This window comes from Caballeronia sp. dw_276 (genome assembly GCF_018449635.1).
Classification (GTDB): domain Bacteria; phylum Pseudomonadota; class Gammaproteobacteria; order Burkholderiales; family Burkholderiaceae; genus Caballeronia.
Genome location: NZ_JAAVUV010000014.1, coordinates 18,752 through 44,437, shown reverse-complemented (window position 1 = coordinate 44,437; position 25,686 = coordinate 18,752). Strand labels below are relative to the sequence as shown.

General features: G+C 60.0%; 25 protein-coding genes and 2 tRNA genes. 13 read left to right on the top strand and 14 right to left on the bottom strand.

The genetic code is table 11. The features are described from left to right. Positions 1-53: 53 nt before the first annotated feature. Entirely contained in the window at positions 54-677 is a 624-nt protein-coding gene (locus HB633_RS25385; protein WP_213780866.1) for a DUF2939 domain-containing protein, read from the top strand. Between the two features lie 24 nt (positions 678-701). Here the strand turns inward: HB633_RS25385 and HB633_RS25380 are convergent, their stop codons facing one another. Next, on the bottom strand, positions 702-1,208 hold the full coding sequence (locus tag HB633_RS25380; protein WP_213780865.1) for a universal stress protein: 507 nt from the start codon (positions 1,206-1,208) through the stop codon (positions 702-704). Between the two features lie 388 nt (positions 1,209-1,596). Here HB633_RS25380 and nodI point away from each other — a divergent pair, with 388 nt between their 5' ends. After that, positions 1,597-2,544: a nodulation factor ABC transporter ATP-binding protein NodI gene (nodI, locus tag HB633_RS25375; protein ID WP_213780864.1), complete on the top strand. Its 948-nt coding sequence runs from the start codon at positions 1,597-1,599 to the stop codon at positions 2,542-2,544. Positions 2,545-2,607: 63 nt separating this feature from the next. Further along, complete coding sequence (locus HB633_RS25370; protein ID WP_346730366.1) at positions 2,608-3,408, top strand: ABC transporter permease; 801 nt, start codon at positions 2,608-2,610, stop codon at positions 3,406-3,408. A 55-nt stretch (positions 3,409-3,463) separates the two neighbouring features. Here the strand turns inward: HB633_RS25370 and gnd are convergent, their stop codons facing one another. From gnd to HB633_RS25355, 3 genes are all read right to left on the bottom strand, one after another. Next, positions 3,464-4,450 (bottom strand): phosphogluconate dehydrogenase (NAD(+)-dependent, decarboxylating), encoded by a 987-nt coding sequence (gene gnd / locus HB633_RS25365; RefSeq protein ID WP_213780861.1) that lies wholly within the window; start codon positions 4,448-4,450, stop codon positions 3,464-3,466. Between the two features lie 6 nt (positions 4,451-4,456). After that, a complete protein-coding gene (gene tkt / locus HB633_RS25360; protein ID WP_213780860.1) occupies positions 4,457-6,550 on the bottom strand; it encodes a transketolase in 2,094 nt (697 codons plus the stop codon). A 296-nt stretch (positions 6,551-6,846) separates the two neighbouring features. Continuing rightward, complete coding sequence (locus HB633_RS25355; RefSeq protein WP_213781047.1) at positions 6,847-7,899, bottom strand: NADP(H)-dependent aldo-keto reductase; 1,053 nt, start codon at positions 7,897-7,899, stop codon at positions 6,847-6,849. A gap of 171 nt (positions 7,900-8,070) precedes the next feature. On the opposite strand from HB633_RS25355, the gene HB633_RS25350 reads away from it, so the two are divergent. Beyond that, the gene (locus HB633_RS25350) at positions 8,071-9,525 is read left to right on the top strand and encodes a DHA2 family efflux MFS transporter permease subunit (RefSeq protein WP_213780859.1); all 1,455 of its coding nucleotides are present in this window, start codon (positions 8,071-8,073) and stop codon (positions 9,523-9,525) included. Positions 9,526-9,569: 44 nt separating this feature from the next. Here HB633_RS25350 and HB633_RS25345 read toward each other — a convergent pair. Together HB633_RS25345 and dusA are read right to left on the bottom strand one after the other, a co-directional pair. After that, a tRNA-His gene (locus HB633_RS25345) sits at positions 9,570-9,645 on the bottom strand. A gap of 92 nt (positions 9,646-9,737) precedes the next feature. Further along, complete coding sequence (dusA, locus tag HB633_RS25340; protein WP_213780858.1) at positions 9,738-10,739, bottom strand: tRNA dihydrouridine(20/20a) synthase DusA; 1,002 nt, start codon at positions 10,737-10,739, stop codon at positions 9,738-9,740. 192 nt (positions 10,740-10,931) lie between these two features. Between dusA and HB633_RS25335 the strand changes: the two genes are divergently transcribed. Further along, positions 10,932-11,180, top strand: a complete 249-nt coding sequence (locus tag HB633_RS25335; RefSeq protein WP_213780856.1) for a hypothetical protein — start codon at positions 10,932-10,934, stop codon at positions 11,178-11,180. 135 nt (positions 11,181-11,315) lie between these two features. Beyond that, the gene (locus HB633_RS25330; protein WP_213780855.1) at positions 11,316-11,741 is read left to right on the top strand and encodes a hypothetical protein; all 426 of its coding nucleotides are present in this window, start codon (positions 11,316-11,318) and stop codon (positions 11,739-11,741) included. Here the strand turns inward: HB633_RS25330 and HB633_RS25325 are convergent. The 5 genes from HB633_RS25325 to HB633_RS25305 form a co-directional block, all read right to left on the bottom strand. Further along, on the bottom strand, positions 11,738-12,844 hold the full coding sequence (locus HB633_RS25325) for an enoyl-CoA hydratase/isomerase family protein (RefSeq protein WP_213780854.1): 1,107 nt from the start codon (positions 12,842-12,844) through the stop codon (positions 11,738-11,740). The two genes, HB633_RS25330 and HB633_RS25325, sit on opposite strands and share 4 nt — an antisense overlap. Before the next feature lie 52 nt (positions 12,845-12,896). Continuing rightward, positions 12,897-13,523 (bottom strand): TetR/AcrR family transcriptional regulator, encoded by a 627-nt coding sequence (locus HB633_RS25320; RefSeq protein WP_213780853.1) that lies wholly within the window; start codon positions 13,521-13,523, stop codon positions 12,897-12,899. Positions 13,524-13,575: 52 nt separating this feature from the next. Beyond that, positions 13,576-13,860: a DUF1488 domain-containing protein gene (locus tag HB633_RS25315; RefSeq protein WP_213780852.1), complete on the bottom strand. Its 285-nt coding sequence runs from the start codon at positions 13,858-13,860 to the stop codon at positions 13,576-13,578. Positions 13,861-13,932: 72 nt separating this feature from the next. After that, positions 13,933-14,301, bottom strand: a complete 369-nt coding sequence (locus tag HB633_RS25310; RefSeq protein WP_255581156.1) for a hypothetical protein — start codon at positions 14,299-14,301, stop codon at positions 13,933-13,935. Continuing rightward, entirely contained in the window at positions 14,301-14,561 is a 261-nt protein-coding gene (locus HB633_RS25305; protein WP_213780851.1) for a hypothetical protein, read from the bottom strand. Before HB633_RS25305 ends, HB633_RS25310 begins: the two co-directional genes overlap by 1 nt. Positions 14,562-14,849: 288 nt before the next feature. Here HB633_RS25305 and HB633_RS25300 point away from each other — a divergent pair, with 288 nt between their 5' ends. Further along, the gene (locus tag HB633_RS25300) at positions 14,850-15,203 is read left to right on the top strand and encodes a hypothetical protein (protein WP_213780850.1); all 354 of its coding nucleotides are present in this window, start codon (positions 14,850-14,852) and stop codon (positions 15,201-15,203) included. A 26-nt stretch (positions 15,204-15,229) separates the two neighbouring features. Here HB633_RS25300 and HB633_RS25295 read toward each other — a convergent pair whose 3' ends face one another. Continuing rightward, positions 15,230-15,568 (bottom strand): SMR family transporter, encoded by a 339-nt coding sequence (locus HB633_RS25295; RefSeq protein ID WP_213780849.1) that lies wholly within the window; start codon positions 15,566-15,568, stop codon positions 15,230-15,232. A 4-nt stretch (positions 15,569-15,572) separates the two neighbouring features. Then, positions 15,573-16,076, bottom strand: coding sequence for a heme-degrading domain-containing protein (locus tag HB633_RS25290; protein ID WP_213780848.1), 504 nt, complete (start codon positions 16,074-16,076; stop codon positions 15,573-15,575). A 423-nt stretch (positions 16,077-16,499) separates the two neighbouring features. On the opposite strand from HB633_RS25290, the gene HB633_RS25285 reads away from it, so the two are divergent. The 5 genes from HB633_RS25285 to HB633_RS25265 all read left to right on the top strand — a co-directional run bounded on the left by HB633_RS25285 (position 16,500) and on the right by HB633_RS25265 (position 22,038). Next, the gene (locus HB633_RS25285) at positions 16,500-20,312 is read left to right on the top strand and encodes an ESPR-type extended signal peptide-containing protein (protein ID WP_213780847.1); all 3,813 of its coding nucleotides are present in this window, start codon (positions 16,500-16,502) and stop codon (positions 20,310-20,312) included. A gap of 155 nt (positions 20,313-20,467) precedes the next feature. After that, a tRNA-Met gene (locus HB633_RS25280) sits at positions 20,468-20,544 on the top strand. 201 nt (positions 20,545-20,745) lie between these two features. Beyond that, positions 20,746-21,141: a DUF2946 domain-containing protein gene (locus tag HB633_RS25275; protein ID WP_213780846.1), complete on the top strand. Its 396-nt coding sequence runs from the start codon at positions 20,746-20,748 to the stop codon at positions 21,139-21,141. A 58-nt stretch (positions 21,142-21,199) separates the two neighbouring features. Continuing rightward, entirely contained in the window at positions 21,200-21,580 is a 381-nt protein-coding gene (gene copC, locus HB633_RS25270) for a copper homeostasis periplasmic binding protein CopC (protein ID WP_213780845.1), read from the top strand. 11 nt (positions 21,581-21,591) lie between these two features. Next, positions 21,592-22,038, top strand: coding sequence for a copper chaperone PCu(A)C (locus HB633_RS25265; RefSeq protein WP_213780844.1), 447 nt, complete (start codon positions 21,592-21,594; stop codon positions 22,036-22,038). A gap of 73 nt (positions 22,039-22,111) precedes the next feature. On the opposite strand, the gene HB633_RS25260 is transcribed toward HB633_RS25265, so the two are convergent. Next, the gene (locus HB633_RS25260; RefSeq protein WP_213780843.1) at positions 22,112-24,595 is read right to left on the bottom strand and encodes a penicillin-binding protein 1A; all 2,484 of its coding nucleotides are present in this window, start codon (positions 24,593-24,595) and stop codon (positions 22,112-22,114) included. Between the two features lie 673 nt (positions 24,596-25,268). On the opposite strand from HB633_RS25260, the gene HB633_RS31040 reads away from it, so the two are divergent. Continuing rightward, entirely contained in the window at positions 25,269-25,685 is a 417-nt protein-coding gene (locus tag HB633_RS31040; RefSeq protein WP_255581154.1) for a hypothetical protein, read from the top strand. Position 25,686 lies beyond the last annotated feature (1 nt).

Genomic DNA, 25,686 nt, shown 5'->3' with positions numbered 1-25,686 from the left:
TAATGGGATTATTTGCAGTAACCCACCTCAATTGCACAAAGGCTCCATCGCGAATGTCTCGTACCAGCAAAGCGGTTTTCGCCGCAGTGATCGTGATTGCGCTCATCGCCGTGCTCGGGCTGCTTTATGCATCACCTTATATCGCGCTCGACAGGATGAAACGCGCCGCCGATGCACGTGACGCCGAAACAGTCAACACCTATGTCGATTTTCCGCTGCTGCGGGAGAGCCTGAAGGAACAGGTCGGGCAACTGCTCACGCGCAAGATCGATGTACAAAAAAGCGGCAATCCGCTAGCGCTGCTAGGCGCAATGATCGGCGCCGCGCTGATCGGGCCACTCGTGGATTCGTACGCCACGCCAGATGGCGTAGCAGCAATCCTGAACGGCATGCCACCGCGAGGCGATCCTGGTGAAAAACCGCCAGCCCCGCCTTCGGCGGATTCCGCAAACGCTGGAACAGCGCCAGGCTCTCCGCAAACGCCACCGCCCGTTGCCAGCGCGCCGGCTCAGCCCGCGCCAAAACAACCGCCTGCAACCACGGCAGGCTATAGAAGCTTCGACACGTTCGCGGTGAATTACCAGCACGGCGCTGGAGACGCGCGCTATTCAGCCGTCCTCAGGCGCTATGGCCTATTCTCGTGGAAGCTCGTGGGTATCGAGTTGAGCGGGACTTGAACCGACAAACCCGGCCGTGTCGTTTCACACGTTGACTTCGGCCTTCACAGGCACTGCGGCATGTGCTGCATCTTCCTGTTCGGCAGTAGATCCAGTCGGCGAAACCGCCACTAAAATACTGCACGACACGCGGTCCATCAGCGGCGTGTTGCCAGCGCCCATCCACCACCGGGCGAGGCCTGTGCGGCAACGATGTCCCACAACCACAAGATCGACCTGCAGGCTTTGCGCAAGTCCGGCAATTTCATCGATAGGATGGCCAAACGCAAAATGACCCTCGGCGTGTACTCCACGCTCGGTCAGCCACTCCACGCCTTCGCGCAGGATGTCGCGGGCCGCGTCTTCGAAGCGCCCGCAAGCCATATCGGTGAGAAGGCCCGCGCTTTGCGCAATGCTGGAGCGCATATCGACGACAGCCAGCAAGTGCGTTTCAGCTTTCAGCTCGAGCGCGAGGTTGGCGCCGTCGCGTAGCGCCTTTCGACCTTCGCGGGAGCCGTCGTAGCACAGCAGAATTTTTCGGTAGCTTGCCATGGTGGTTCTCCGCGCTGCTCGTGGCAGCAAAGGGCATCGAAAAAACAATCGTCAACGTGTTGCGGGTCGTGCCCCGTGCAAAGTAAGTGGCAAAACCCCGGTCGCGTTGCCGTCATCATGGTGCGTCGCCAAACCGCTTGCAACGATGGAAAACGCTAATGCATGTGCTTCGTTGGAAAATCCCGAAGCGCGCAGCGTGCCAGCACCCGCAATCCCTTGATGGGCATGCGATACAGACGATCACCACTATTTCTGGCAAGCCGTTTAGGGACCGCCAAATAGCCCGCATGCGCACACGCAGTGCACGTCGCGTCCAACGACGCGCCGCGCTGGTGCAATCGATTAAACTAGTCAGCTTGTTTCCTGACCCGACGCCGAGTTCTAACGCATGGCAGACGCAGCAGTTTTATCCCAGGACACGCTGGTAAGTCCGGCCATCGAATTTATCGATGTCCGGAAGCACTATGGCGACAAGACCGTAGTCGACGGACTGTCGTTTCATGTGCAGCCCGGCGAGTGCTTCGGCCTGCTCGGGCCCAACGGCGCGGGCAAGACAACCACGCTCAAGATGCTGCTCGGGCTTGCTGCGCCGGATGCCGGCACGATTCGCCTGGTCGATGAACCCATCCCGTCCCGAGCGCGCTACGCGCGGCGGCGCGTGGGCGTTGTTCCGCAATTCGACAATCTCGACCCCGATTTCACCGTGCGAGAAAACTTGCTGATCTTCGGCCGGTATTTCGGCATGAGCGGGGGCGAAATCGAGGACGTCGTTCCGTCACTGCTGGAATTTGCGCGCCTGGAAAGCAAGGCGAACGCGCGGGTCGGCGAGTTGTCGGGCGGGATGAAGCGGCGGCTGACGCTCGCGCGTGCGCTCGTGAACGACCCCGATGTCCTCGTCATGGACGAACCCACCACCGGTCTAGATCCTCAAGCGCGTCACCTTATCTGGGAGCGGTTGCGCTCGCTGCTTTCGCGCGGCAAGACCATTCTTCTCACTACGCACTTCATGGAAGAGGCCGAAAGGCTTTGCGACCGGCTATGTGTGATCGAGGAAGGGCGCAAGGTCGCGGAAGGCAAGCCGGACGAGCTGATCGAACGCGTGATCGGCTGCGACGTAATCGAGATCTACGGCCCCGATCCGCAAGCATTGCGCGATGAACTCACGCCTTTCGTGGGCCGGATGGAAATCAGCGGCGAAACGCTGTTTTGTTATGTCGATGACCCCGCGCCCGTGCATCAGCGGGTAAAGGGCCGTCCGGGCGTGCGCTATCTGCACAGGCCGGCGAATCTTGAAGACGTGTTTTTGCGCCTGACCGGGCGCGAGATGGTGGACTAGTCGATGTCGAGCAAACCGCAAACCAACGCCGCGAACGTTCCCTCGCGCACTGTACAAAAGCCAGTGCAGAAGCCCGACCACGAGCCGTTCCTGTCGTCCATGCCGGCGAACGCGACAAACTGGATTTCGGTCTGGCGGCGCAACTATCTTGTGTGGAGAAAGCTCGCGATCGCCTCGATGTTCGGCAATCTCGCCGACCCCATGATCTATCTGTTCGGACTCGGCCTCGGACTTGGACTGATGGTCGGACACGTGGACGGCGTGTCGTACATCGCGTTCCTGGCGGCGGGCACGGTGGCGTCGAGCGTAATGATGTCGGCGAGTTTCGAAGCCATGTATTCCGGCTTCTCCCGCATGCACGTCCAGCGCACGTGGGAGGCGATCATGCATACGCCTTTGACGCTCGGCGATATTGTGCTGGCCGAAGTTGTCTGGGCCGCGAGCAAATCGGTGCTTTCGGGTGTTGCGATCATGCTGGTCGCGGGCGTGCTGGGTTACGCGAGTTTCCCCTCGATGCTCTACGCATTGCCGGTAATCGTCCTGACCGGCCTGGCGTTTTCAAGCACGGCGATGATCGTGACCGCGCTCGCGCCGAGCTATGACTTTTTCATGTTTTACCAGACGCTCGCGCTCACGCCCATGTTGCTGCTTTCCGGCGTGTTTTTTCCGTTGACGCAGTTGCCGGCGCTTGCTCAGCACGTGTCGTTGTTGCTGCCGCTGTCGCACGCGGTTGCGTTGATCCGCCCTGCGATGCTGGATCGGCCGCCCGAGCAACTCATCCTGCATATTGCAGTGCTCGTGGCTTATGCAATCATCCCGTTTTTCATCTGCGCGTTTCTGTTCCGGCGACGCATGATGCGATGACCAAAAAAAGCCGCTCGGCTTACGCATGAGCGGCTTTTCAACTTCTACGTTAAGGTCACTTCAAACCCGGCGTGAACTCCTTGTGACCGCCGAAGCCGAATCGCATTGCCGATAACATCCGGTCGGCGAACGAGTTGCCATCGCGAGAACGGAAGCGCGTGTAAAGCGCCGCCGACAAGACCTGCGCCGGCACTGCTTCCTCGATCGCCGCCTCGATGGTCCAGCGCCCTTCGCCACTATCGGCGACTTCGCTCGAATACTTATCGAGCGTGACGTTCCCTGCCAGCGCGCCCGCCGTCAAATCCAGCAGCCACGACGACACCACGCTGCCACGCCGCCAGACTTCGGCCACATCGGCGAGATCGAGGTCGTAGCGCTGCGCTTCCGGCAGATCCGTCGACGACTTGTGCTTCAGGATGTCGAAGCCTTCGGCATACGCCTGCATCAGACCGTACTCGATGCCGTTGTGCACCATCTTCACGAAGTGCCCCGAGCCAACCGGGCCGACATACATGTAGCCGTTCTCAACGCGCGCATCGCGGCCTTCGCGGTTGGGCGTTTCGGGAATGTCGCCGCGTCCCGGTGCGAGCACGGAGAAGATCGGATCAAGGCGCTGCACCACGTCTTTCTCGCCGCCAATCATCATGCAATAGCCGCGTTCCAGTCCCCAGACGCCACCCGACGTACCCACATCGACGAAATGAATGCCCTTTTGCTTGAGCTTCGCCGCGTGAATGATGTCGTCTTTATAAAAGCTGTTGCCGCCGTCGATGATCGTGTCACCCGCTTCCAGAATCTCGTACAGGTCGTTCATGGAATCTTCGGTGATCTTGCCGGCCGGCAGCATCAGCCAGACCGTGCGCGGCGCGGCGAGTTTCTGTACGAGATCGCCCAGATTGCTCGAGCCCGTCGCGCCGTCGGCGACCACGGCCTGCGTTGCGTCCGGGTTATGGTCGTAGACCACGCAGGTCTGATTGCCTCGCATGAGACGACGCGCGATGTTCGCGCCCATCCTGCCCAGTCCAACGATTCCTATCTGCATGGCCGCTTACTCCTTATGGCTGGTTTTGACGCGTTCGATTTGCTTCTTGGCTTCTTCGTAGACATGGTCCGGTGTAAAGCCAAACTTCTTCTTCAAGTCGGCGAGCGGCGCTGATGCCCCGAACGTATGCATCACGATCTCCGAACCGAGACGCCCGACATATCGATCCCAGCCGAGCGACCCTGCTTGCTCCACGCACACACGCGCGTGCACGTCCGGCGGCAACACCGACTCCTTGTACGCCATGTCCTGCTTCTCGAACACATCCCACGACGGCATGGACACCACGCGCGCGGAAATACCTTCGGCCTTGAGCTTCTCGTATGTTTCGACACACACGCCAACTTCCGTACCCGTGCCCATCAGGATGACTTCGGGCTTCTTGCCGTTGTCGGCATCGGCGAGAATGTAGGCGCCCTTGTGCACGCCCTTCGCCGACGCATATTTCGAGCGGTCGAAGGTTGGCATCGGCTGACGCGACACCACGATACAAGCCGGCGTCTGCGGTTGCTTCAACGCGAAGCGCCACGCTTCGCCGACCTCGTTGGCATCGCCCGGACGGAACGTGCTCAAGCCTGGTACGCCGCGCAATGAGGCAAGTTGTTCGATCGGCTGGTGCGTCGGACCATCCTCGCCCACACCAATGGAATCGTGCGTGAACACATAAACCACGGGTACTTCCATGATCGCCGAGAGACGGATCGGCGGCTTCATGTAGTCGCTGAAAATCAGGAAAGTCGAGCCGTAAGGACGCAGGTTCGACAAAGCAAGTCCGTTGCAGATCGCGCCCATCACGTGTTCGCGAATGCCGAAATGCAGGTTCCGGCCGGCGTAGTTGTCGTACTCGAAGCTTCCCGCGCCCTCGAATTTCAGATCGGTTTTCGTCGATGGCGACAAGTCTGCCGAGCCGCCGATCATCCACGGAATACGTTTCGCGATCGCATTCAAGACCTTGCCTGACGATTCGCGCGAAGCAACCCCTTTGGCGTCGGCATCGAAAACCGGAATGTCCGCGTCCCAGCCTTCCGGCAACTCGTGCTCTTCGATCTGCGCAAACTCCTTCGCCAGTTCGGGATATTTCTTCGAGTATTCATCGAAGCTCTTCTGCCAAGCTTCGCGCGCTGCTTTCCCGCGTGCACCGAAGCCTTCATTGAAGTGCGCGTACACGCCGTCCGGCACCAGGAAGCTCGCGTCTTCCGGCCAGCCATAGAACTTCTTCGCGAGCTTGATTTCATCCACGCCGAGCGGCTCGCCATGCGCCGCCGACGTGTCCTGTTTATGCGGCGCGCCCCAGCCGATGATGCTCTTCACCACGATCAGCGTCGGCTTGTCGGTGCTGGCCTTCGCCTGGTTCAACGCGGCTTCGAGCGCGCCGGCGTCGTTGGCGTCGTCCACATGGAGCGTATTCCAGTGGTATCCCTTGAAACGTGTTTCCACGTCGTCGCTATACGCCAGATCCGTATGCCCTTCGATAGTCACGCGGTTGCTGTCGTAGATCCAGATCAGGTTGGACAACTTCAGGTGTCCGGCCATCGATGCCGCTTCGTGCGAGATGCCTTCCATCATGTCGCCATCGCCACAAAGCGTGTACACGTGATAGTCGAAAATCTTTGCGTCCGGCTTGTTGAAATGCGCCTCGTACCAGCGCGCGGCCATCGCCATCCCCACGCTATTACCGAGACCCTGCCCGAGCGGACCGGTGGTGGTTTCGACGCCCGTTGTCATCCGGTATTCCGGATGGCCCGGCGTCTTGCTGTCAAGTTGCCGGAAATGCTTGATGTCATCCAGCGATACCGCTGGAGCGCCCGTCGGATTGCCGGCATGGTCGACGGCCTTTACGCCGGTCAGATGCAGCAGCGAATAAAGCAGCATGGAGGCATGACCGACCGACAACACAAAACGGTCGCGATTGGGCCACAGCGGTTCAGCCGGGTCATATCGCAGATGGTTTTGCCATAGATGAAACCCGACCGGCGCGAGGGCCATGGGCGTTCCGGGGTGTCCCGAATTGGCTTTTTGCACCGCGTCCATGGACAGCGTGCGGATGGTGTTGATGGCGAGGGTGTCGAGATCGGACGAATTCGAGGGGGTTTGCGGCATGAGCGACGACTCCTTTTGCGTGGGGCGCGCTGAGGCACGAGAGGCGCCACAGCGGGCAACCGGGTCCTTCGAGCAAGTGTAGTGCCATGAGAACTGGCGCGTCACCAAAGAACAGCGAAGCGCGCGCCGCCAAAGGCTCGGCGCGGCTTATGACAGACGATTACGACACGGATTGAGACAACAACTCTACGCTTGAAACCATGCAAAAACGAACCCAAACAGTAATTTTTCGTAGTTGCTGAACAGCCGCTACCATCCAGCGTAACGGCCGCACGTGACACTTTTCGGTGAACCGATCAAGGCGCGGGATTGGGCTGACGCTCGTGAATGGCATCGATTTCCGCGAGGATCTCATCGGACAATTTGACATCCACACTGCCGATATTTTCCTGCAATTGCGCAAGCGAAGTCGCACCGATCAGCGTGCTGGTCGTGAACGGCCGGCTGTTGACGAACGCCAGCGAAAGCTGCGCCGGGCTCAGGCCGTGACGCCGGGCAAGTTCCACATAGGCGCTGACCGCCTTCACTGCATGCGGCTTGCTGTAGCGCTGAAAACGCTCGAACAGCGTGATGCGCGCGCCATCCGGGCGCGCGCCGCCTTCGTACTTGCCGGACAGCCAGCCAAAGGCCATCGGCGAATACGCGAGCAGGCCGACTCCTTCCTTGTGCGTGAATTCGGAGAGCCCTGCTTCGAATGTGCGGTTCACGAGGCTATACGGATTCTGGATGCTGACAATGCGCGGCAGCTTGAGTTTATCGGCAGCGTTGAGGAACTGCGAGACACCCCAAGGCGTCTCGTTCGATACCCCCACGTGCCGGATCTTGCCCGCCTTCACGAACTCGCCAAGCACGCTCAACGTCTCCTCGATAGGCACCGTGTATTCGTCTTCGATCCAAGGATAGTTCGCGCGTCCGAACGTCATCGTGCTGCGGTCCGGCCAGTGCAGCTGATACAAATCGATGTAATCCGTCTGCAGCCGGGCGAGGCTGGAATGGATGGCTTCCGTCAGGTTCTTTCGGTCGAACTGATTGCTCTCACCGCGAATATGACGCGGGTTGTGCGGCTGACGCGCCGGACCGGCGATTTTCGTGGCCAGCACGATCTTCTCGCGTTCGGCCGGATGCGCATGCAGCCAGGTGCCGATGTACTCTTCCGTGCGCCCTTGCGTTTCGGGGCGCGGCGGCACCGGATACATTTCGGCGGCGTCGATCAGGTTGATGCCGGCGCTGAGCGCGGCATCGATTTGCGCGTGCGCTTCGGCTTCCGTGTTCTGTTCGCCCCAGGTCATCGTGCCCAGTCCGATCAGGCTGACGTTGACATCCGTTCCACCGAGTTTCCGGTACTCCATCGCGCGCTTCCCCATGGTTGTGTTCAGGTTTTAAGGCATTGAGCCAGACGCCGAAGCTACCATAGCGCGGGCCTTGCTGCAGCGCCTCGCGCGTTCATCGCGCTTTCCTGACGGAAAACTTTCCGTTCATATTTTATTGGCTTACATTCGTGCCGCAGGAGAATGCCTTCAATGCAGGCCCCCAACCTCACCCGCGACGCATCGCAGCCGACAAACCCGCGCGGATCGTCCGTTATCGTGATGCTGGTCGCGGCCACGTTCTTCATGGAGAACCTGGACGGCACGATCATCGCGACTGCGCTGCCGCAGATGGCGCAGTCGTTCGGGCTGCATCCAGTGGACCTGAGCCTGGGCATCACGTCGTATTTGCTGACGCTCGCCGTGTTTATCCCCATTAGCGGCTGGGCCGCCGACCGCTTCGGTTTGCGCACCATATTCGGCAGCGCCATAGCCGTGTTCACGGTGGCGTCGGTGCTATGCGGCCTCACATCCACCTTGCCGATGTTCACCGCCGCGCGCGTGCTTCAGGGTATTGGCGGCGCGATGATGGTGCCCGTCGGCCGGCTCGCCGTGCTGCGCGCGACGCCCAAGGACGGTCTGATGCGCGCGATCTCGATCATCACGTGGCCCGGTCTCGTCGCGCCGGTGATCGGTCCGCCTCTGGGCGGTTTCATCACGACATACTCGTCCTGGCGATGGATCTTTTATCTGAATCTGCCGCTGGGAATCATTGGTCTCGCGCTTGCGCTTCGTTACCTGGACAACACCCGCGAACAGGCCGGCCGCCGTTTCGACTTCCTGGGCTTCGTTCTGTGCGGTCTGGCGTGCACGACCCTCCTTTACGCGATGGAACTCATCGGCCGAAACGGCACGCCGTGGGCCTTTGCAAGCGCGCTGATTGCTACCGGCGTGCTGGCGAGCGCAGGCGCGTGGTTGCATCTGCGGCGTACACCGGAACCTGTCGTCGATCTCAAGTCATTGAAGATCAAGACCTTCGCCGTCGCGATGGGCGGCGGGTCGCTCTTTCGCGTATCGATCAGCGCCGTGCCTTTCCTGCTGCCGCTGATGTTCCAGGTTGGTTTCGGGCTGAATGCGTTTCAATCTGGGCTGCTGACCTTGTCCGTCTTCGCCGGCAATTTATTGATGAAACTCGTCACCACGCCCATCGTCCGGCGTTACGGCTTTCGTTCCGTGCTGCTCGTGAATGGGGTGATCGCGGCGATATCGCTGGCGGTAATGAGCCTGATCGCGCCCACGACGCCGACGTGGATCATCGTCGTTGTCCTGTTCGCGAGCGGATTGTCGCGCTCGCTGCAATTCACTGCGCTCAACACGCTCAGCTTTGCCGATGTCCCCAAGGCGCAGATGAGCGGTGCATCGGCGTTATCGAGCACGCTGTTTCAACTGACGATGGGGGTGGGCGTCGCGTTGGGGGCGATCGCGCTGAGGCTGGCCGAATGGATGCATGGCCACGATTCGCAGACGGTGACTCCGGCGGATTTCAGCGTCGCGTTTCTGATCGTGGCGGCGGTGGGACTGCTGGGCGTGGCTGACTTGTTCAGCTTGCACCGGGATGCGGGGGCCGAGGTGAGTGGGCACAAGGGAAAAACCCGTGCCTCAAAATGAAAACGGGCACTGCGATTTCTCACAGTGCCCGCTTTTAAAACCTTTGGGGTGGCTGATGGGGCTCGAACCCACGACAACAGGAATCACAATCCTGGACTCTACCAACTGAGCTACAGCCACCACTGACTTACTTCCTCTCTGGCGCACCAAAAACAGGCTTGCTGAATCGAGAAACGAGATTATACGAACAAAGATTCGGTTTGCCTAGTCCCTTATTCGATCAATTCGGCAGATTCCCGTAGATGCGTGCGTGCTTCATCGAAGATGGCCAGATCGCCGGTTGCAAGCCGACGGCTGTCGGACAGCACCCGACGCCAGCCGCGCGCACCCGCCGCGCCACGATACAAACCCAGCGCGTGCCGCGTGATGCTACCAAGATACGTTCCGCGCGCCACTTCAGCACGTGCGTATTCGATCAGCCCCGCCTCGATCTCTTCACGGGAACGAATGGCCGTCGAAGCGCCATAGAACCGCGAATCCACACCGGCCAGCACATACGGATTGTGATACGCCTCGCGCCCAAGCATGACGCCATCGACGTGCTTGAGGTGCTCCTCGACTTCATCGAGCGTTTTGATGCCACCGTTGATCGAAATTTCCAGATGCGGAAAATCACGCTTCAACTGATAGGCGTATTCATACTTCAGCGGCGGAATCTCGCGGTTTTCCTTGGGGCTCAAGCCTTTGAGGATCGCGTTGCGCGCATGGACGATAAACACTTCACAACCCGCGTCGGCAACCGTACCCACGAAGTCGCGGACGAACGCGTAATCCTCGACCGCATCCACACCAATCCGGTGTTTGACGGTGACCGGAATCGATACCGCATCGCGCATCGCTTTCACGCAATCGGCAACGAGTTGCGGCTCGTTCATCAGGCACGCGCCGAACGCACCCCGCTGGACGCGCTCGGAAGGACAGCCGCAATTCAGGTTGATTTCGTCGTATCCCCATTGTTCGCCGAGCTTCGCGCTATGGGCGAGATCGGCCGGCTCGCTGCCGCCGAGCTGCAACGCGACAGGCGCTTCGCCGGGTGTGAACGCCAGATGGCGTGCAACGTCACCGTGCAGCAAGGCGCCAGTCGTAACCATCTCCGTGTAAAGCCACGTGTGGCGCGAGATCATGCGATGGAGCGAACGACAATGCCGGTCGGTCCAGTCCATCATCGGGGCCACGCTGACGCGGCGGGGGCTGATTTTTGATGCTATTGACATGAAAACTGCTGAGTTCGGGGCGTGGGGCGCAGTTTTTGCGCCAGATACCTAATTTTACAGTAACGCCTGGAATGGCACCGGGATCCGCGATCCTCGGTGCCGAAACGAATCTTCTGCGTTCCGCGCTGTCACAAAAGCAACCGGCAGCGCTCTCCACGCTCGATCAAAACACGCGCCGCCCTGGAGATACACATGAAATCCCGCGCCTTCATAACCTCGTTTGGCCTTACGCTCGCGGCAGCATTCTTCATGGCCGCCGCACAAGCACAGACCGCCAAGCCCGCCGACTCCGCTTCGATGGTCAAGCCGCCATCGGCATCTGATTCAGAAAGCGCTCGACCCAACAACCCCGACAACATGCCGACAAAACGACCGGCGTTGCCTGCCAACAGCAACAGGATGCTGCACAACAATCCGGCTAGCGACGCGATCGCCAAGTAGAGCGGCAAGGACTCCGTTGCATCCACCGCAAAGGCGCCCCCGATTGCACCATTAAGCGGCATGCCCGACCCTATAATGACGCCACTCTAAAAAATTGGCGCGGCCGCGGCTCGCGTCTCAAGCGGTGTTTTTTCAATGCAAAAAGTCATTCTGCCGTTCGTCGCGGGCTTTCTCGCCGCCCTGTTTTTCCGTGAATCGACAATTGCGATCTTGCACGCGGCCGGCGTTATCGATGCAGCCGGTTACTCCACCGCCCCGTTCCTGCCGCTGGGCATCCCCGAATTCATCGTGGCAGCTTTGTGGAGCGGATTCTTCGGCATTCTGATGGCGTGGCTGCTGCGTGTCGCGCCCGACCGCACCGCGCCATGGATCGGCGCCTTGGTGTTCGGGGGTATCGTGCTGACGGCCGCGAGCGTATTCGTGCTCGATCCGCTGCGCGGCGTCTGGCCTAGCGGCAACATGATGCCGAGACTGGCGCTCGGGTTTGCATCGAATGCGATGTGGGGCTGGGGCGCGCTCGTTTTCATGCGCGCCTTCACAGCCGGCAGCGACGCGGATTAATCCGCCAGGCCAGCAAGCGGATGATCGGCCGCGGCCCATGGACTTTCGTACATCCGCAGCACCGCTTCACGTGTCACGTCCTCCACGCGCGTCACTTTCCACACGGGCTGATTGTCCTTATCGACAATGCGCGCCCGGATACCTTCCATCACATCGCCATGGTCGAACGTCGCGCGCGTCAAGCCTAGGTCGCGCCGGAGCGTCTCGGCCATGGTCGAGGTTTTGGCGCGGTCGATCAGTTCCAGCGACATGTCGATGGACAACGGCGAACGCTCACGTAACTCGGCCGCCGTATGCGCCGCCCATTCGCGTTCGGCGCCGTTCGTGGCGTTCTCCAGCGATTTCAGGCACGCCGCACCATTCCCCGATGCAAAATGTGTGTCGATATACGCGCGATTCGCCTCAAGCTCGCTCGTCTTGCCCGCGTCCGCACGCCCTTCTCCTTCTATAAACTTCACCACCTCGGCGCCCGACGCAAAGCGCTTCTGCTTGAGCGTATCCACGAGGCTGGCGAGCGCGCCTTCGTCCATGTAGACATCGGCGAGATTGGCGTAGAGGGCATCGGCGGCATCGATGGTCGCGCCCGTGGCCGCCAGGTAACGCCCGATCGCGCCCGGCGTGCGCGCAAGAAACCAGCTCACGCCGACATCCGGAAACAAACCGATACGCGTCTCCGGCATCGCCATCCGCGTGGATTCGGTCACGACCAGCAAACCGCCCGTATGCCGCGCGCCCTGGGAAATCCCCATGCCGCCGCCCATTACCACGCCGTTGAGCAACGCGACATACGGCTTCGGATACGTGAAGATCGCGTGATTCAGCTGGTATTCATCGGTGAAAAATTCGTCGATGGCGGCTTGCTCACCCGCTTTTGCCGACTGATAGAGAAACCGGATGTCTCCACCCGCGCAAAACGCACGAGGATGCGGGCTGTAGACGACCACTGCATGCACGGAGTCATCGTTGCGCCAGGATTCGAGCGCGCGGCGGATGGCGTGGATCATCGGCGTGGACAGCGCGTTGAGCGCCTTCGGCCGGTTCAGCGCGATAAAACCAATGCCCTGCGCGCGTTCGATACGGATTTCTTCGATTGTCTCGGTCATATGGAATACAAGTTCGGTGGATCAGGAGAACTGGAAAGTATGGCGGCGATCGTCAGCCGGCGCGCGCGCCCGGTTGCCGGCGCACGGGTTTTTTCTTGACGCCGGACAAACAAAGATCGAGCGTTGAATCGATAAGGACGTCCGCCGGCGCGGAAAGATACTTCGAAGCGGTCAAGCTCAGCGACACGATGCCATGCAAGGCCGCCCATAAGGTTTCGGCGGAAAGCGGTGCGGGCCCAGGCGCGGGCCCAATAACATCCAGCGCGTGTGCAAAAACGGAAAGCGCGGTCTCGCCGGACGCCGACGCATCATTGAATATAGCCTCGGAATAAGCGGCGTTCTGCATATAAATCAGCCGATACACCTCCGGATGCGCCCTTCCGAACTCGACATACGCATGCGCCATCGATTTGACGCGTTCGACGGCATCCAAAGTCGAATCGTACGAATGCAGCGCAGCAAGCAACCCGGCATGGCCTTCGGCGCCCAGCGCGTGAGCGATTGCGTCGCGTCCCGAGAAATGCAGATAAAGCGACGCGGGCGAATAACCGACAACGTCCGCGAGCTTGCGCATGGAGAGCGCGTCGAACCCCTGACGCACGACGATTGAACGCGCGGCGTCGAGGATATGGCTGCGAAGCAGCGGCTGATCGGACAGATGGTGTTTGGAACTGGCCATCAACGCATTTTCCGCGAGATGACGGTCAAGTCAATTCAAACGTGAACGGTGTTCAGGAAGACACCGCGCCGGGAGGAAAATGTCCGCTTTTCAACAGCACTGGCGCGCCTCGAGTGATCGACAAATGCTCGCGCGCGACCGCTTCGATTTTCGGGCGGGCGGCGTCGAAGGCGCGAATCCAGCCGTTGCTGTCGTAGCTCTCCACGCCGAAATGATCTTCGAGTGCTTCCACGGAGATTGCGCACGGCACGCGCTCGCCGTCGACCAGCGCAGGAAACACCACGGTGAGATTGGTATCGCGATATGCGGGCGCGTCGGCCGGAAACTGGATGTTCATGATTGCCTCAGACGCAGGAACAGAAACGACATCGATAGTACTCGCAGCGCATGGAGGCGGTCTACCCCGGCGCTACGCCGCGCTCATGCACTCGCGGACCATCTCGGCCTCGACCTCCACGATCTTTAGCGAGAGGGCGTCCGGGTCGGCGTAATCGAATTTGAGGTGGCGGCTCATGTCCCTTACCTGTGCGCAAAACCGCTGCTGGGCAGGTTCGGGGGCAAGGTCGAAGAGGCTCAACGCCTCGGCTTCGAAACGGTAGTGAACGCCCCATGCAATATTGCCCGGCTGGCCGGCCGTACCGGTCGTGCGCCAGCTCACGAAAAGACAGGGCTTCGCGTCGGTGCCGATTTCGCTGATATCCGCGCCGCTCGGAAAAAGATCCAGCAGCGCCTCGGCCACGCAGCGCATTGCCGGGTGACGGATGTTGAGCGTGCGCATCAGGTGTTTTGCAACAACTTGTCAATGTACACGCGCGCTGCCTCCTCGACCCGGCCAAGCGCGTCGTCCTCAGTCGCAAAGCGCTGTGAGTCGCCGAGATCGACCATGGTCTCGAATCGGTGCACGTTGTCGGGGCCGCCCTGCGCAACGCTGACAGTACCCACGTAGATGGGCTCGTCAGCCTGCTCGGTGGTTGGCGTCAGACGTGCCGCAGCACTGATGTAATACCCGCGATACGGGCCTGTAACGCGTTCTGCCATGGTTGTCCTCTCGTAGTTTTTTAAACGTCTTTTCGATGTCCATGAATACCGTAAGGTCCGCTGCCCTGCAATTAGTTCTTGCTGGTTGCATCCGGTTGCATTTTCTTCCAGCGCTCGTGCGATGCCGAATGTAAAAAGATAAGGCTGCTTTGACTCCGCAAGGCCCGCGCCAGCCACGTTCGGAACGTTATTTGATGTACATCAAAGACAGCGCTTTTTCCTGAAGGTATCGGCGTGTGGGAAAATGCGCGCAGGAAACGACTTGGCCACTGGTCACAAAGGAACAGAATGACGCAATTCGCATGGCGCATGTCGCCTAACAAGATTTGGGCGCGCGCGCTGCCGGCAGGCCTCGCGCTTTGCGCCGCAGGCGTTTTCGGCCTTGGCGGCTGTGCATCGTCCAACGATGCATCCCTGATCCATCTTCCCGATGGTCAGTCCGGCTACGCCATCAACTGCAGCGGCGCGGATGCCAGCACGACGTGGGCAAGCTGCTACGTCATGGCCGGCGACAAGTGCGGTGCGACCGGGTACACGATCGTATCGAAGGACAACGAGGAAGGCGGGCCGACCGGCGGCGGCATTACGAACGTGATATCGGCAAATGTAAAAAATCGTTCGATGGTTGTTCGCTGCAATTAAAGCATCTCGGCCACCGCAGCGAACTGCTAGTGCGCGCTGACCTTCGAAAACACGTTCAACACGATCACGCCCGCCACGATCAGGCCCATACCGAGGACGGCGGGCAGATCGGGGATCTGCTTGAACAGAAGCGCGGCGACGAGCGTGATCAGCACAATGCCCGCTCCTGACCACACTGCATAGACGATGCCGACGGGCAATGACTTCAGTGTCAGCGAAAGCAGATAAAACGAGATGCCGTAGCCGATCACCACGATCACCGACGGCACGAGCCGCGAAAACCCGTCCGACGCCCGTAAAGCCGATGTCGCCACGACCTCGGCAACGATCGCGATCGCGAGCAGTGCATAAGCGGAAGTTCGCATCGCTTTACACCTTGTCCGATTGAAACGCGAGCGTGCTTGCGTCGTGACCAAGCACCGCGCACAGCGCCTCGACCACAAACTCGTGATCCTTGCGCTGCGGCAAGCCCGACACTGTCACCACGCCAATCACGCCCGCCCCCTTCACCGTCAGCGGAAACGCGCCGCCATGAGATGCAAACTCCGCCGCGGGGAGACTGTATTTATCGGCGAGCGTTGTGGATGCCTGTTGCAATCCAAGACCAACGGCGTACGAACTCACGCGGAAGTGCTCGACCGTGCGCGCCTTGCGTTGCGCCCAGCGAACGTTATCGGGCGTGGTGCCGTCGAGGGCGGCAAAAAAGAGCGGCTGGCCGAAGGTGCGGACGTCGATCACCATTGCAGCGCCCCGCGCCACTGCCATCTCGCGAAGCTGGGAGCCGATCTGCCACGCGCGATCAGAATCGAAATGGGGAAACACAAGGGTCTTCTCTTGGTGAGCGATCGTTTGCAGATCTTGAGCGATGTTCATAAGCGATATTTCCATTGCAAAGAATTCGATGGTCGAAGCGACCGCACAAATTGTGACATGACTTGGGAAAGGAAACTGTGTAGGCGCGTCATCGAAATGCTTCGTGACGACCATTGAGTTTCGTCTCTTTCTTGTTCGGGATTCGCCCAATAGCTCAACGATAGTTAACCTTTATTCACGGTCCACGTTCTATCTCATTAATTCGGGGCCCTGATTTTGTTGTTTATCTTTCACCGGATTACGATTTAGGAGCTTTCTCATTAGGGCATTCCATCTCACTAATTAGAGTTCAAACCTAGTCCACGCAGCCATCGGCGGGTCCGTTCGGATTCGACACCGGCTCTCGCTCGACACGCAGCTTCAGCCAGATCTCTCAGCGTGTTTGAGTCAAGGATCCGAATTAACTCTACGCAGGAATGCAAAATGAACAAGGTTTATAAGTCCGTCTGGAATGAATCGATCGGCGCTTGGGTCGCGGTGTCGGAGACCGCAGCTGCGCGCGGTAAAGGGACCGGCCGCTTGGCCAAGGCCGTGCTCGCGTCGGCAGTTACATTGGGAGCAGCAAGTGGCGTGTCCGCCTCTGTCACGCTTGACGGCGGGCAAGTCGACGATTCAGACGTCAACAACGGAATTGCGATTGGGGTTGGCACAGCTGCAAGCAATGATTTTGGTGTCGCTCTCGGCAGCCGCGCTAGAGCGACTGGTGTGAACGACATCAGTATTGGAGCCAATGCGGTAGCATCCAGCGGTGCTGTACATAACGACGGAGGAAGTCTCGGCAGTGTGGCGGTTGGATCAAATGCGACCGCGAATGCATCGAGCGCTTCCGGTTTTGGTGCGCTATCAAAAGCATCAGGACTCCAATCCACGGCCCTTGGCTCGCACGCTACCGCTTCGGCGACAGCATCGACCGCGATCGGCATGAGCGCTGTAGCTGATCGCGCGAATACGGTTTCAATTGGCAACTCGGCCACGCAGCGTCAACTCGTGCAAGTCGCACGCGGCACGCAAGCGAATGATGCGGTCAACGTCAGCCAGCTTACGCCGCTTGTCAACGCGCTGGGCGGCACAAGCTCGTTTAACGCAGATGGTTCCGTCACCGGCCCGACGTATTCCATCAAGGGAACGAATTACACCAATGTTGGAGACGCACTGACGGCACTCTCCGACAGCTCCGGCAAATACTTCCACGTCAAATCGAGCGGTGTTGATTCGATTGCATCCGGAACAAACGCCACCGCGATTGGCGCCGGATCTGTATCGAGCGGAATCAACACCACGGCAATCGGTTACCAGGCCGTATCCAGTGGTCCGAACGAGTCCATCGCCATCGGTTCCAAGAATCAAAGCACGGCAGACGATGCGATCTCAATTGGTTCACAAATCGTCAATGCGGGTATATCGTCTATTGCTATCGGCAGTAACGCGGTGTCGATCGACAGCGCATCGACTACGAGCGTCTTGCTTGCTCCAGACACCGGCGACATGGTGAATTCCGCGCACTCTTTCGCCTTTAACCCGTACGGCGGAGCGGGAACATCGGATTCGAACGACTCCGTCAACTTGTCCGGCACAGTTTCGAACGCAGCAGCAGGCGTGGCCATCGGCTCGAAGTCGTCTGTGACGGCCGCCAACGCGGTTGCACTGGGCGCATCGGCAACGGCGGCATTTGAGAACTCGGTGGCAGTGGGCGCCGGTTCAGCGACTGATCGCGCCAATACAGTGTCGGTCGGCTCGGCTGCAAGTCAGCGCCAAATCACGAACGTCGCCGCGGGCACGCAAGCCTACGACGCAGTCAACGTGACACAGCTTCAGAACGTGACTTCGCTCCTTGGCGGCGGAGCAAAGGTCAACGCAGACGGCACGGTTCAGGCACCGTCGTACACGGTTGCGGGCGCACAGTCGAGCACTGTCGGCGCCGCCATTTCCAAGATCGATTCCGAACTCAACAACAAGGTCGCCTACGACACAACCGACAAGTCGCACGTCACGCTCGGCGGCGTCGGCACATCGAAACTCGTGACGATTTCAAACGTTGCCGCGGGTGCTTTGAGCACGACCAGCACCGACGCTGTCAACGGCTCGCAGTTGAACGCAACGAACACGCGCGTCGGCTCGCTCGAAACCTTCGCCACCAATATCAACAACGGCGGCGGCATCAAGTACTTCCATTCGAACTCGACACTTGCCGATTCATCGGCGACGGGCGCGGATGCGGTTGCTATTGGCGGCGCAGCGGTTGCATCGGCGGACAATTCGATCGCGATCGGCGCCAACTCCGCTGCGACCCGCGCAAATACGGTCTCGGTCGGTGCGGCTGGCAAGGAACGCCAGATCACCAACGTGGCAGCAGGCATGGCGTTCACCGACGCAGTCAACGTTGCCCAGCTCAACACCGTCTCCGATTCGGCCGTCAAATACGACGCCAATGCTGATGGCTCGGTGAACTATCAAAGCGTGACGCTCGGCGGCGCCAGCGCGTCCAATCCGACCAAACTCACGAACCTGAAAATTGGTGACCTGAGCTCGACCAGCACGGACGCCATCAACGGCTCGCAGCTCTATTCGACCAATCAGCGCGTTGGCTCGCTCGAGACGTTCGCAGGCAACATCAACAACGGCGGCGGCATCAAGTACTTCCATACGAACTCGAAGCTCGCCGATTCATCGGCGACGGGCACGGATTCAGTGGCAGTCGGCGGCGCAGCGGTGGCATCGGCGAACAACGCGGTGGCGCTTGGCTCGAACTCGGTGGCTGATCGCGCCAATACGGTATCCGTTGGCGCGGCAGGTAAGGAACGCCAGGTGACCAACGTCGCGGCGGGTACAGCATCGACGGACGCAGTCAACGTTGGCCAGTTGACCGCTGTTTCCGATAACCTCGGCACGCTCGACAGCTTCGCAGTCAAGTACGACACAGACGAAAACGGCAAGCCGAACTACGAGCAGATCACGCTCGGCGGCACATCGGCGAAGGGGCCGACGTTGTTGACGAACGTCAAAGCCGGTGAATTGGCAGAAGACAGCACGGACGCCGTAAATGGCTCGCAGTTGTTCGCAACGAACAAGAACGTCTCCGCGCTGCAAGACTTCACGAACAACATCAGCAACGGCGGCGGCATCAAGTACTTCCACTCGAACTCGATGCTCGCCGATTCATCGGCGACCGGCGCGGATTCGGTGGCAATCGGCGGCGCGGCTGTATCGTCGGGCAAGAACTCGGTGGCACTCGGTTCGAACTCGGTCGCGGATCGCGACAACTCGGTATCGGTCGGTGCAGCAGGCAGCGAGCGTCAGATCACGAACGTCGCAGCAGGCACGGCAACGACCGATGCAGCCAACGTCGGGCAGCTCAACGCGGTATCGAATAGCGTGAGCACGCTGAGCGCAGCCGCGATCAAGTACGACACCAACGCGGACGGCACGCCGGATTACAGCAACGCAACGCTCGGTAACGGCAATGAATCAGGTACGGCCTTGCATAACGTGGCAGCAGGCACGAACACGATGGACGCGGTCAACCTTGGTCAGATCAACGACATGATCAGCCGCGTCACCAACCTCGCCAACGGCGCATACAACCCAATGTTCTCCGCCGATGGCAGCCGCGACACGGAAGCGGCAACGTCGAGCGGCACGCATTCGGTTGCATCGGGTGCGAACGCAGTGGCTTCCGGCACAAACGCAGTGGCTTCGGGCGCATCGTCGGTGGCGAGCGGCGCGAATGCGGTTGCGGTCGGCGCGAATGCATCGGCTACGGCGAAGAACTCGGTTGCGCTCGGCTCGGGTTCGGTCGCGGACCGTGCGAATTCGGTGTCCGTCGGTACATCAGCGGCGGGCGGTCAGCGTCAGATCACGAATGTCGCCGCCGGTACGGACGGCACCGATGCAGTCAACGTGAACCAGATGCAGCAGTCCGTGAACACGGGTGTGAAGTCGGCGAAGGGTTACACCGACGCACTTCGCGCCGACATGAACAGCAGCCTCTCGATTCAGAACAACCACATCAACAGCGTTGGCGCAATGAGCAGCGCGATGGCAATGATGGCGGGCAGTGCGGCAGCAATCTCCGACAAGGACAATCGCTTTGCGGCCGGCACGGGTGTTTATCGTGACAAGGCTGCTATCGCGGTCGGCTTCCAGAAGCGCTTCGGCACCAACATGGTTCTGACGATCGGCGGTTCGACGACCGGCGAAGAATCCACAGGCGGCGCAGGTTTCGCGTTCGGCTTCTAAGCAACGATCAAGCGTTCCTGACGCAAGCGACTTAAGCGCGGCGGCATGTCTCTGCAAGGAGGTATGCCGCCGCGTTTTTATTTGCTTGGCTTCATCGAGCAATCGAGCGTGACAAACATGTTGCACTGCGGCGCCCGTTCCCCTATAATCTTTTTCGCGGGGTGGAGCAGTCTGGCAGCTCGTCGGGCTCATAACCCGAAGGTCATAGGTTCAAATCCTATCCCCGCAACCAAGATTAAAAGTTGAAAGCCCGGTTCTCCGGGCTTTTTTCGTTTGAGGCCGCGCGACCGCAACAAGCCCTCGTCGAAGGCCTTGGCCGAGGTTTGTCCATGCCGCGTTTAGCCGCAGCGGACACAACGCAAGCGCACAAATTCCCTTTGACACGCGTGGCATAATCGACGGCTCATTCGCTTTGGAAGCCATCGTCAGACTCATGCGCCGTCGCCTCGTCCGCAAGTTCGGCAGCCTCATCGGATTGCTCGCCATTCTGATGACAACGCTCGCGCCGGCTGTGTCGCAAGCGCTTGTATCCAGTGCTCGCGCAAACGCGATCTTCAGCGCGCATTGTTCCGCGATAACGGAATTCCGGACGCAAGTTGCTAACCTGCCGTCCGAGCACCCGCCTGCGCATCGCTCGATCGCAGGTCATTGGGACGCGTGCGGTTACTGCAACTTCACAGCACACTCCCCTGCGGCCCCGCCTTCGATCAACACCCTGCCCGCGCATGTTGCTGCGGCAATCGTTCCAGTCAACGCTGCGCCTCAACCGGTTGCACCGTTTGCGCCCTTGTTCGCGGCGCAACCCAGGGCGCCGCCCTTCTTGGTCTGATTTTCCGCACTGCCGCCGGCCGATGGCCGGCGCTTTCTCTCGCGCAAACAGGATCAGCATGAACTCGTCTATTTCAAACGTCGCAAGGTTCGCCACGCGCGGCGCGCTTGCAGCAGCCCTTCTTGCCACGGCTCAATTCGCCATGGCCCACGCGCTTCCAAAGCAGCAAACCCCGGCGCCCGACGCCACCGTCGAAGCACCGCATGAAGTCGCAATCGATTTCTCCGAAGGCCTGGAACCGACATTCAGCACGCTGATTGTTGTCGATGCAGCAGGCAAGCAGGTCAACAGCGCAAAGTCAGCCGTCGATACCAGCAACAAGAAGCATATAAGCGTAGCGCTCGGCGACCTCAAGACCGGCGCGTACCAGGTGGAATGGACCGCGGTGGCCGAAGACGGGCATCGTACGCAAGGTCATTATCTTTTCAACGTGAAGTGAGCAGCACAACCATGAAAAAACAAACACTGATACGCGCTGGTTTGCTTGCAGTGAGCGCAGTGGCATTCTCGAATACGCAAGCCGCCACGCTCACCGCCCACGATTGCTGGGTCCGCCTGATGCCGGCGAGCCTGCCGTCGTCCGGATATTTCGTGGTATCGAATAATGGCGATAAACCCGCCACGCTCACCGGCGCCGAAACCCCTGCGTTCGGCATGGCGATGTTGCATAAGTCCAGCAGCAACGGCAGCACGTCGACCATGGCGATGGTCGATTCTGCCGATGTGCCCGCGCACGGCACGCTCGCGTTCGCGCCGAGCGGCTATCACCTGATGCTGGAGGACGCGCCCAAGCCGCTGAAGGTCGGCACCACGATTCCGCTCAAGCTGACGTTCGCGGATCAATCGACTATCGATACACAATGCGCAGTGAAGCCGGCATCGACAGTCGGCAAGTAAGCTCGCAACGCCATTAAAAAAACGCGCCGCAATCAGATTGCGGCGCGTTTTTTTTTAAGGGCTCAGAACTCGGTCAATGCCCCTTGAAGAGATTCATGATCTCCTGGCGCTCGGCCGGCGCAACGTCCGGCGGCGGTGGCGGCGGCGTCATGCCGCTTGGGCCGACACCACCCACGGCGTCGCTGGAACCTTCGGCCGGATTCGCCGTATCCATGCCGATACTCGCAACGAACCCATTGCCCGGGGTTTTATCGGCGAAGAAAAGTTCTCCGTCGACACTCGTCAGGCCATCGGGCATTTCCATCGGCTGCTGCGGGATCTTGGCGAGCGCGCGCTGCATGAACTCGACCCAGATCGGCAGTGCAAGCTGCGCGCCGAACTCGCGGCCGCCAAGCGACTTCGGCTGGTCGTAACCCATCCAGGCGACCGCAACGAGTTGATGCTGGTAACCGGCGAACCAGCCGTCCTTCGCGTCGTTGGTCGTACCTGTCTTGCCTTGCAGGTCATTGCGCTTGAGCACGTTCGTGCCCGAGCCCGTGCCGGCGGTTGCGACCGAATGCAGCAAGCTGTTCATTACGTAAGCATTGCGCGGTTCGAGCGTTTGCGGCGCGTTGTTGCCTGCGAGCAGCGGATTCGCACGCGATATCACCGTGCCGCGTGCATCGGCGATTTCACCGATCAGGTACGGATTGATCCGTGAGCCGCCATTGGCGAACACCGAATAACCGCCCGCGAGTTGCAACGGCGTGACTAGACCCGCGCCCAATGCAAGCGGCAGGTACGGCGGGGTTTTATCGGCATCGAAACCGAATTTTTGCGTGACGTAATCCTGCGCGTACTTCGTGCCGATGAACGAAAGAATCCGGATCGACACCAGGTTCTTCGACTTCTGCAGCGCCGTGCGCATGGACATGGGGCCGTCGGGCTGATCGTCGTCCTTCGGTTCCCACGCTTGCTGACCGGGCGACGTTGGCGGGAAATACAGCGGCGCGTCGTTGATGATCGTTGCCGGTCCAAGCCCCTTTTCCAGCGATGCCGAATAGATAAACGGCTTGAAGCTCGAGCCCGGTTGACGCCAGGCTTGCGTCACGTGATTGAACTTGTTCTTGTTGTAGTCGAAGCCGCCAATCAGCGCGCGGATCGCGCCGTCCTGCGGCACGAGCGAAACGAGCGCGCCCTCCACTTGCGGCAACTGCGTGATCGTCCAGTTTTCCTTTGCGTCCTTCATCACACGCACAATGGAACCCGGCTTGATCTTCACTGCTTGCGGCGCGTTGCTACGCAAACCGGTTGCGACAAATCGCAAGCCGTCGCCGGTGACCGTTGCCGGATCGGCATTGACGAATTCCACCACGACCTGCTTCGGATTCACCGACGTCACCACGCCCGCGATGATGTCGCCGTTGTCCGGGTGATCGGCGAGCGCGTCGTCGATGGCTTCATCGCGATCATCCGGATTTGCCGGCAAGTTGACGAAGCCTTCCGGCCCGCGATACCCATGGCGTCGCTCGTAATCCATCACGCCTTTACGGACCGCACGGTAGGCCGCGTCCTGATCGGCGGAATCGATGGTCGTCGTCACCGAGAAACCACGCGTATAGGTCTCGTCCTTGTACTGCGCGTACATCATCTGCCGCACCATTTCCGCGACGTATTCCGCGTGCACGCTGTACTCGGTGCCCGCCACGCGCGCATGAAGTTCCTCGGCGCTCGCCTGATCGAACTGCTCTTGCGTGATGAACTTCAGGTCGAGCATGCGCTTCAGGATGTATTGCTGACGAATCTTCGCGCGCTTCGGATTGACTACCGGGTTATACGCCGACGGCGCCTTCGGCAAGCCTGCGAGCATCGCGCATTCGGCAAGCGTGAGGTCCTTCAGGTCCTTGCCGAAATAGACCCGCGCCGCCGATGCAAATCCATACGAGCGCTCGCCCAGATAAATCTGGTTCATGTACAGCTCGAGGATCTGGTCCTTGGTGAGCGCGCGTTCGATCTTGTACGCAAGCAGCATCTCGTAGATCTTGCGCGTATAGGTCTTTTCGCTGGAGAGGAAGAAGTTGCGCGCGACCTGCATGGTGATCGTGCTCGCGCCCTGCGATGCGCCGCCGTGCAGGATATCGCTCACGCCCGCGCGCGCAATGCCGATGAAATCCACGCCGCCATGTTCATAGAAGCGGTAATCCTCGATCGCGAGCACGGCCTTTTTCATTTGATCCGGGATCTCATCGAAACGCGCGATGCGTCGCCGTTCCTCGCCGAACTCCCCAATCAGCACATGATCCGCGGTATAGATGCGCAACGGCACTTTCGGCCGGTAATCGGTGATTGCATCGAGCGACGGCAGGTTCGGCCCCATCACCACCAGCGCGTAGCCCACGATCAACGCGCCCACGACGGCCATCACGGCGATCAGCCCGACGAACCACAGCATCAGGCGCAAAACTATGGATGGCCTGGCGGGTTTGCGGTCGGAGGGTTGGCGGTATCGGTAGGGACCGTCTTGATCCCGGTCATCGCGTGGCGTGTTCGAGGAATTAGGTCGTTTGATGATTGGCATGACTGGATTTGAACGGTGCGCTTCTGGGGCGCCCGGTGCGCCACGCCAACCCGCCGCGTGACGATGAATGTTGAGGCTTTCAGAGAGCCATGGGCCCTTTGCGCCTTGAAGCCGAATGTGCAGCCGTCGTCATCATCGATGAGGCAGCGGTTCAGGTTTGCGTTGAACCGCTACGTTGCACGCCGATGTCCCCGGACGAGCCGCGCGTTCCTGTGGCGAGGTTGTTATGGCGTTGTAAGAAAAACTGCAACGGCTACAGCCCCGCACGGAATGACAGCGCATTTTAAAGAATTTGAGGGTCGAGCACCGGGCAAAGCCCGATTTTTTTGTAAGTAAATCCATTGTAAGAAGAAGGGTTCCCCAGACAAATCGGAAAGCGTTTCCGCTTTTTCGTGCACTGCGCGCGCTGCCGCACAGCGCTCCGAGCGCGGATTTAGCACTCTCATCTGCAGAATGCAAGTTGTTGATGCATCGCCTCTCTTGCACCTGTCTCGAAGACGCCGCGCTGGTACATGCATGCAAGCACGCGGTCGCGTCAAACCGATATGATGGAAGCATTGATTGCGCGATTTTGCCTGACTCCACGGCGGCGGCGCACATTTGCGTGCCGCTGTCGTGCTGCTGACGGATGTCGACCGGCCGTGCTTGCGTGGCCCCTGCATGTGAGGCGCTCATGACTACCAAACCCAGCGAACGTATCGTTGTATTCGTGACCCCGGCGCAGAAACTTGCGATCACCAGCACGGCTGATGGCCTGGGCATCAGCGTCAGCGAACTCATGCGGCGCGCTGTCCTCGGCTTCAATGCAACTAGTGAGCAGGTCAAAGTAGCGGGTCTCGTCGACAAGCTTCGCGCACCGAAAACGCCCGATCCGCTGAATGTCGCGCTTAGGCAGGTTGCCGAACGCGCCGCCGCGCGCGAAGCGCGGGACGCAGCACACGTCGCAAGAGAAGCAAGCAAACGCACGTTGGCGGCGGAAAAGGCAGAGGGTCTTGCGCCGACAGACGCTTCGAATGCATCGGACGTATCTGACGTATCTGACGCTTCGGACCCATCCGACGAAGACGCGTCCCTTTCGGGACGTTCCTGAC

Excerpts from the sequence above, each read along its gene's own strand:
- HB633_RS25275 (WP_213780846.1), top strand. The coding sequence starts at position 20,746 with ATGCGCCGTCGCCTCGTCCGCAAGTTCGGCAGCCTCATCGGATTGCTC.
- HB633_RS25330 (WP_213780855.1), top strand. The coding sequence starts at position 11,316 with ATGCAAAAAGTCATTCTGCCGTTCGTCGCGGGCTTTCTCGCCGCCCTG.
- HB633_RS25325 (WP_213780854.1), bottom strand. The coding sequence starts at position 12,844 with ATGACCGAGACAATCGAAGAAATCCGTATCGAACGCGCGCAGGGCATT.
- HB633_RS25335 (WP_213780856.1), top strand. The coding sequence starts at position 10,932 with ATGAAATCCCGCGCCTTCATAACCTCGTTTGGCCTTACGCTCGCGGCA.
- HB633_RS25300 (WP_213780850.1), top strand. The coding sequence starts at position 14,850 with ATGACGCAATTCGCATGGCGCATGTCGCCTAACAAGATTTGGGCGCGC.
- HB633_RS25265 (WP_213780844.1), top strand. The coding sequence starts at position 21,592 with ATGAAAAAACAAACACTGATACGCGCTGGTTTGCTTGCAGTGAGCGCA.
- HB633_RS25310 (WP_255581156.1), bottom strand. The coding sequence starts at position 14,301 with ATGCGCACGCTCAACATCCGTCACCCGGCAATGCGCTGCGTGGCCGAG.
- HB633_RS25380 (WP_213780865.1), bottom strand. The coding sequence starts at position 1,208 with ATGGCAAGCTACCGAAAAATTCTGCTGTGCTACGACGGCTCCCGCGAA.
- nodI (WP_213780864.1), top strand. The coding sequence starts at position 1,597 with ATGGCAGACGCAGCAGTTTTATCCCAGGACACGCTGGTAAGTCCGGCC.
- HB633_RS25305 (WP_213780851.1), bottom strand. The coding sequence starts at position 14,561 with ATGGCAGAACGCGTTACAGGCCCGTATCGCGGGTATTACATCAGTGCT.
- HB633_RS25285 (WP_213780847.1), top strand. The coding sequence starts at position 16,500 with ATGAACAAGGTTTATAAGTCCGTCTGGAATGAATCGATCGGCGCTTGG.
- tkt (WP_213780860.1), bottom strand. The coding sequence starts at position 6,550 with ATGCCGCAAACCCCCTCGAATTCGTCCGATCTCGACACCCTCGCCATC.
- HB633_RS25295 (WP_213780849.1), bottom strand. The coding sequence starts at position 15,568 with ATGCGAACTTCCGCTTATGCACTGCTCGCGATCGCGATCGTTGCCGAG.
- HB633_RS25315 (WP_213780852.1), bottom strand. The coding sequence starts at position 13,860 with ATGAACATCCAGTTTCCGGCCGACGCGCCCGCATATCGCGATACCAAT.
- HB633_RS25350 (WP_213780859.1), top strand. The coding sequence starts at position 8,071 with ATGCAGGCCCCCAACCTCACCCGCGACGCATCGCAGCCGACAAACCCG.
- HB633_RS25355 (WP_213781047.1), bottom strand. The coding sequence starts at position 7,899 with ATGGAGTACCGGAAACTCGGTGGAACGGATGTCAACGTCAGCCTGATC.
- HB633_RS25320 (WP_213780853.1), bottom strand. The coding sequence starts at position 13,523 with ATGGCCAGTTCCAAACACCATCTGTCCGATCAGCCGCTGCTTCGCAGC.
- HB633_RS31040 (WP_255581154.1), top strand. The coding sequence starts at position 25,269 with ATGACTACCAAACCCAGCGAACGTATCGTTGTATTCGTGACCCCGGCG.
- HB633_RS25385 (WP_213780866.1), top strand. The coding sequence starts at position 54 with ATGTCTCGTACCAGCAAAGCGGTTTTCGCCGCAGTGATCGTGATTGCG.
- copC (WP_213780845.1), top strand. The coding sequence starts at position 21,200 with ATGAACTCGTCTATTTCAAACGTCGCAAGGTTCGCCACGCGCGGCGCG.
- HB633_RS25260 (WP_213780843.1), bottom strand. The coding sequence starts at position 24,595 with ATGCCAATCATCAAACGACCTAATTCCTCGAACACGCCACGCGATGAC.
- HB633_RS25290 (WP_213780848.1), bottom strand. The coding sequence starts at position 16,076 with ATGAACATCGCTCAAGATCTGCAAACGATCGCTCACCAAGAGAAGACC.
- dusA (WP_213780858.1), bottom strand. The coding sequence starts at position 10,739 with ATGTCAATAGCATCAAAAATCAGCCCCCGCCGCGTCAGCGTGGCCCCG.
- gnd (WP_213780861.1), bottom strand. The coding sequence starts at position 4,450 with ATGCAGATAGGAATCGTTGGACTGGGCAGGATGGGCGCGAACATCGCG.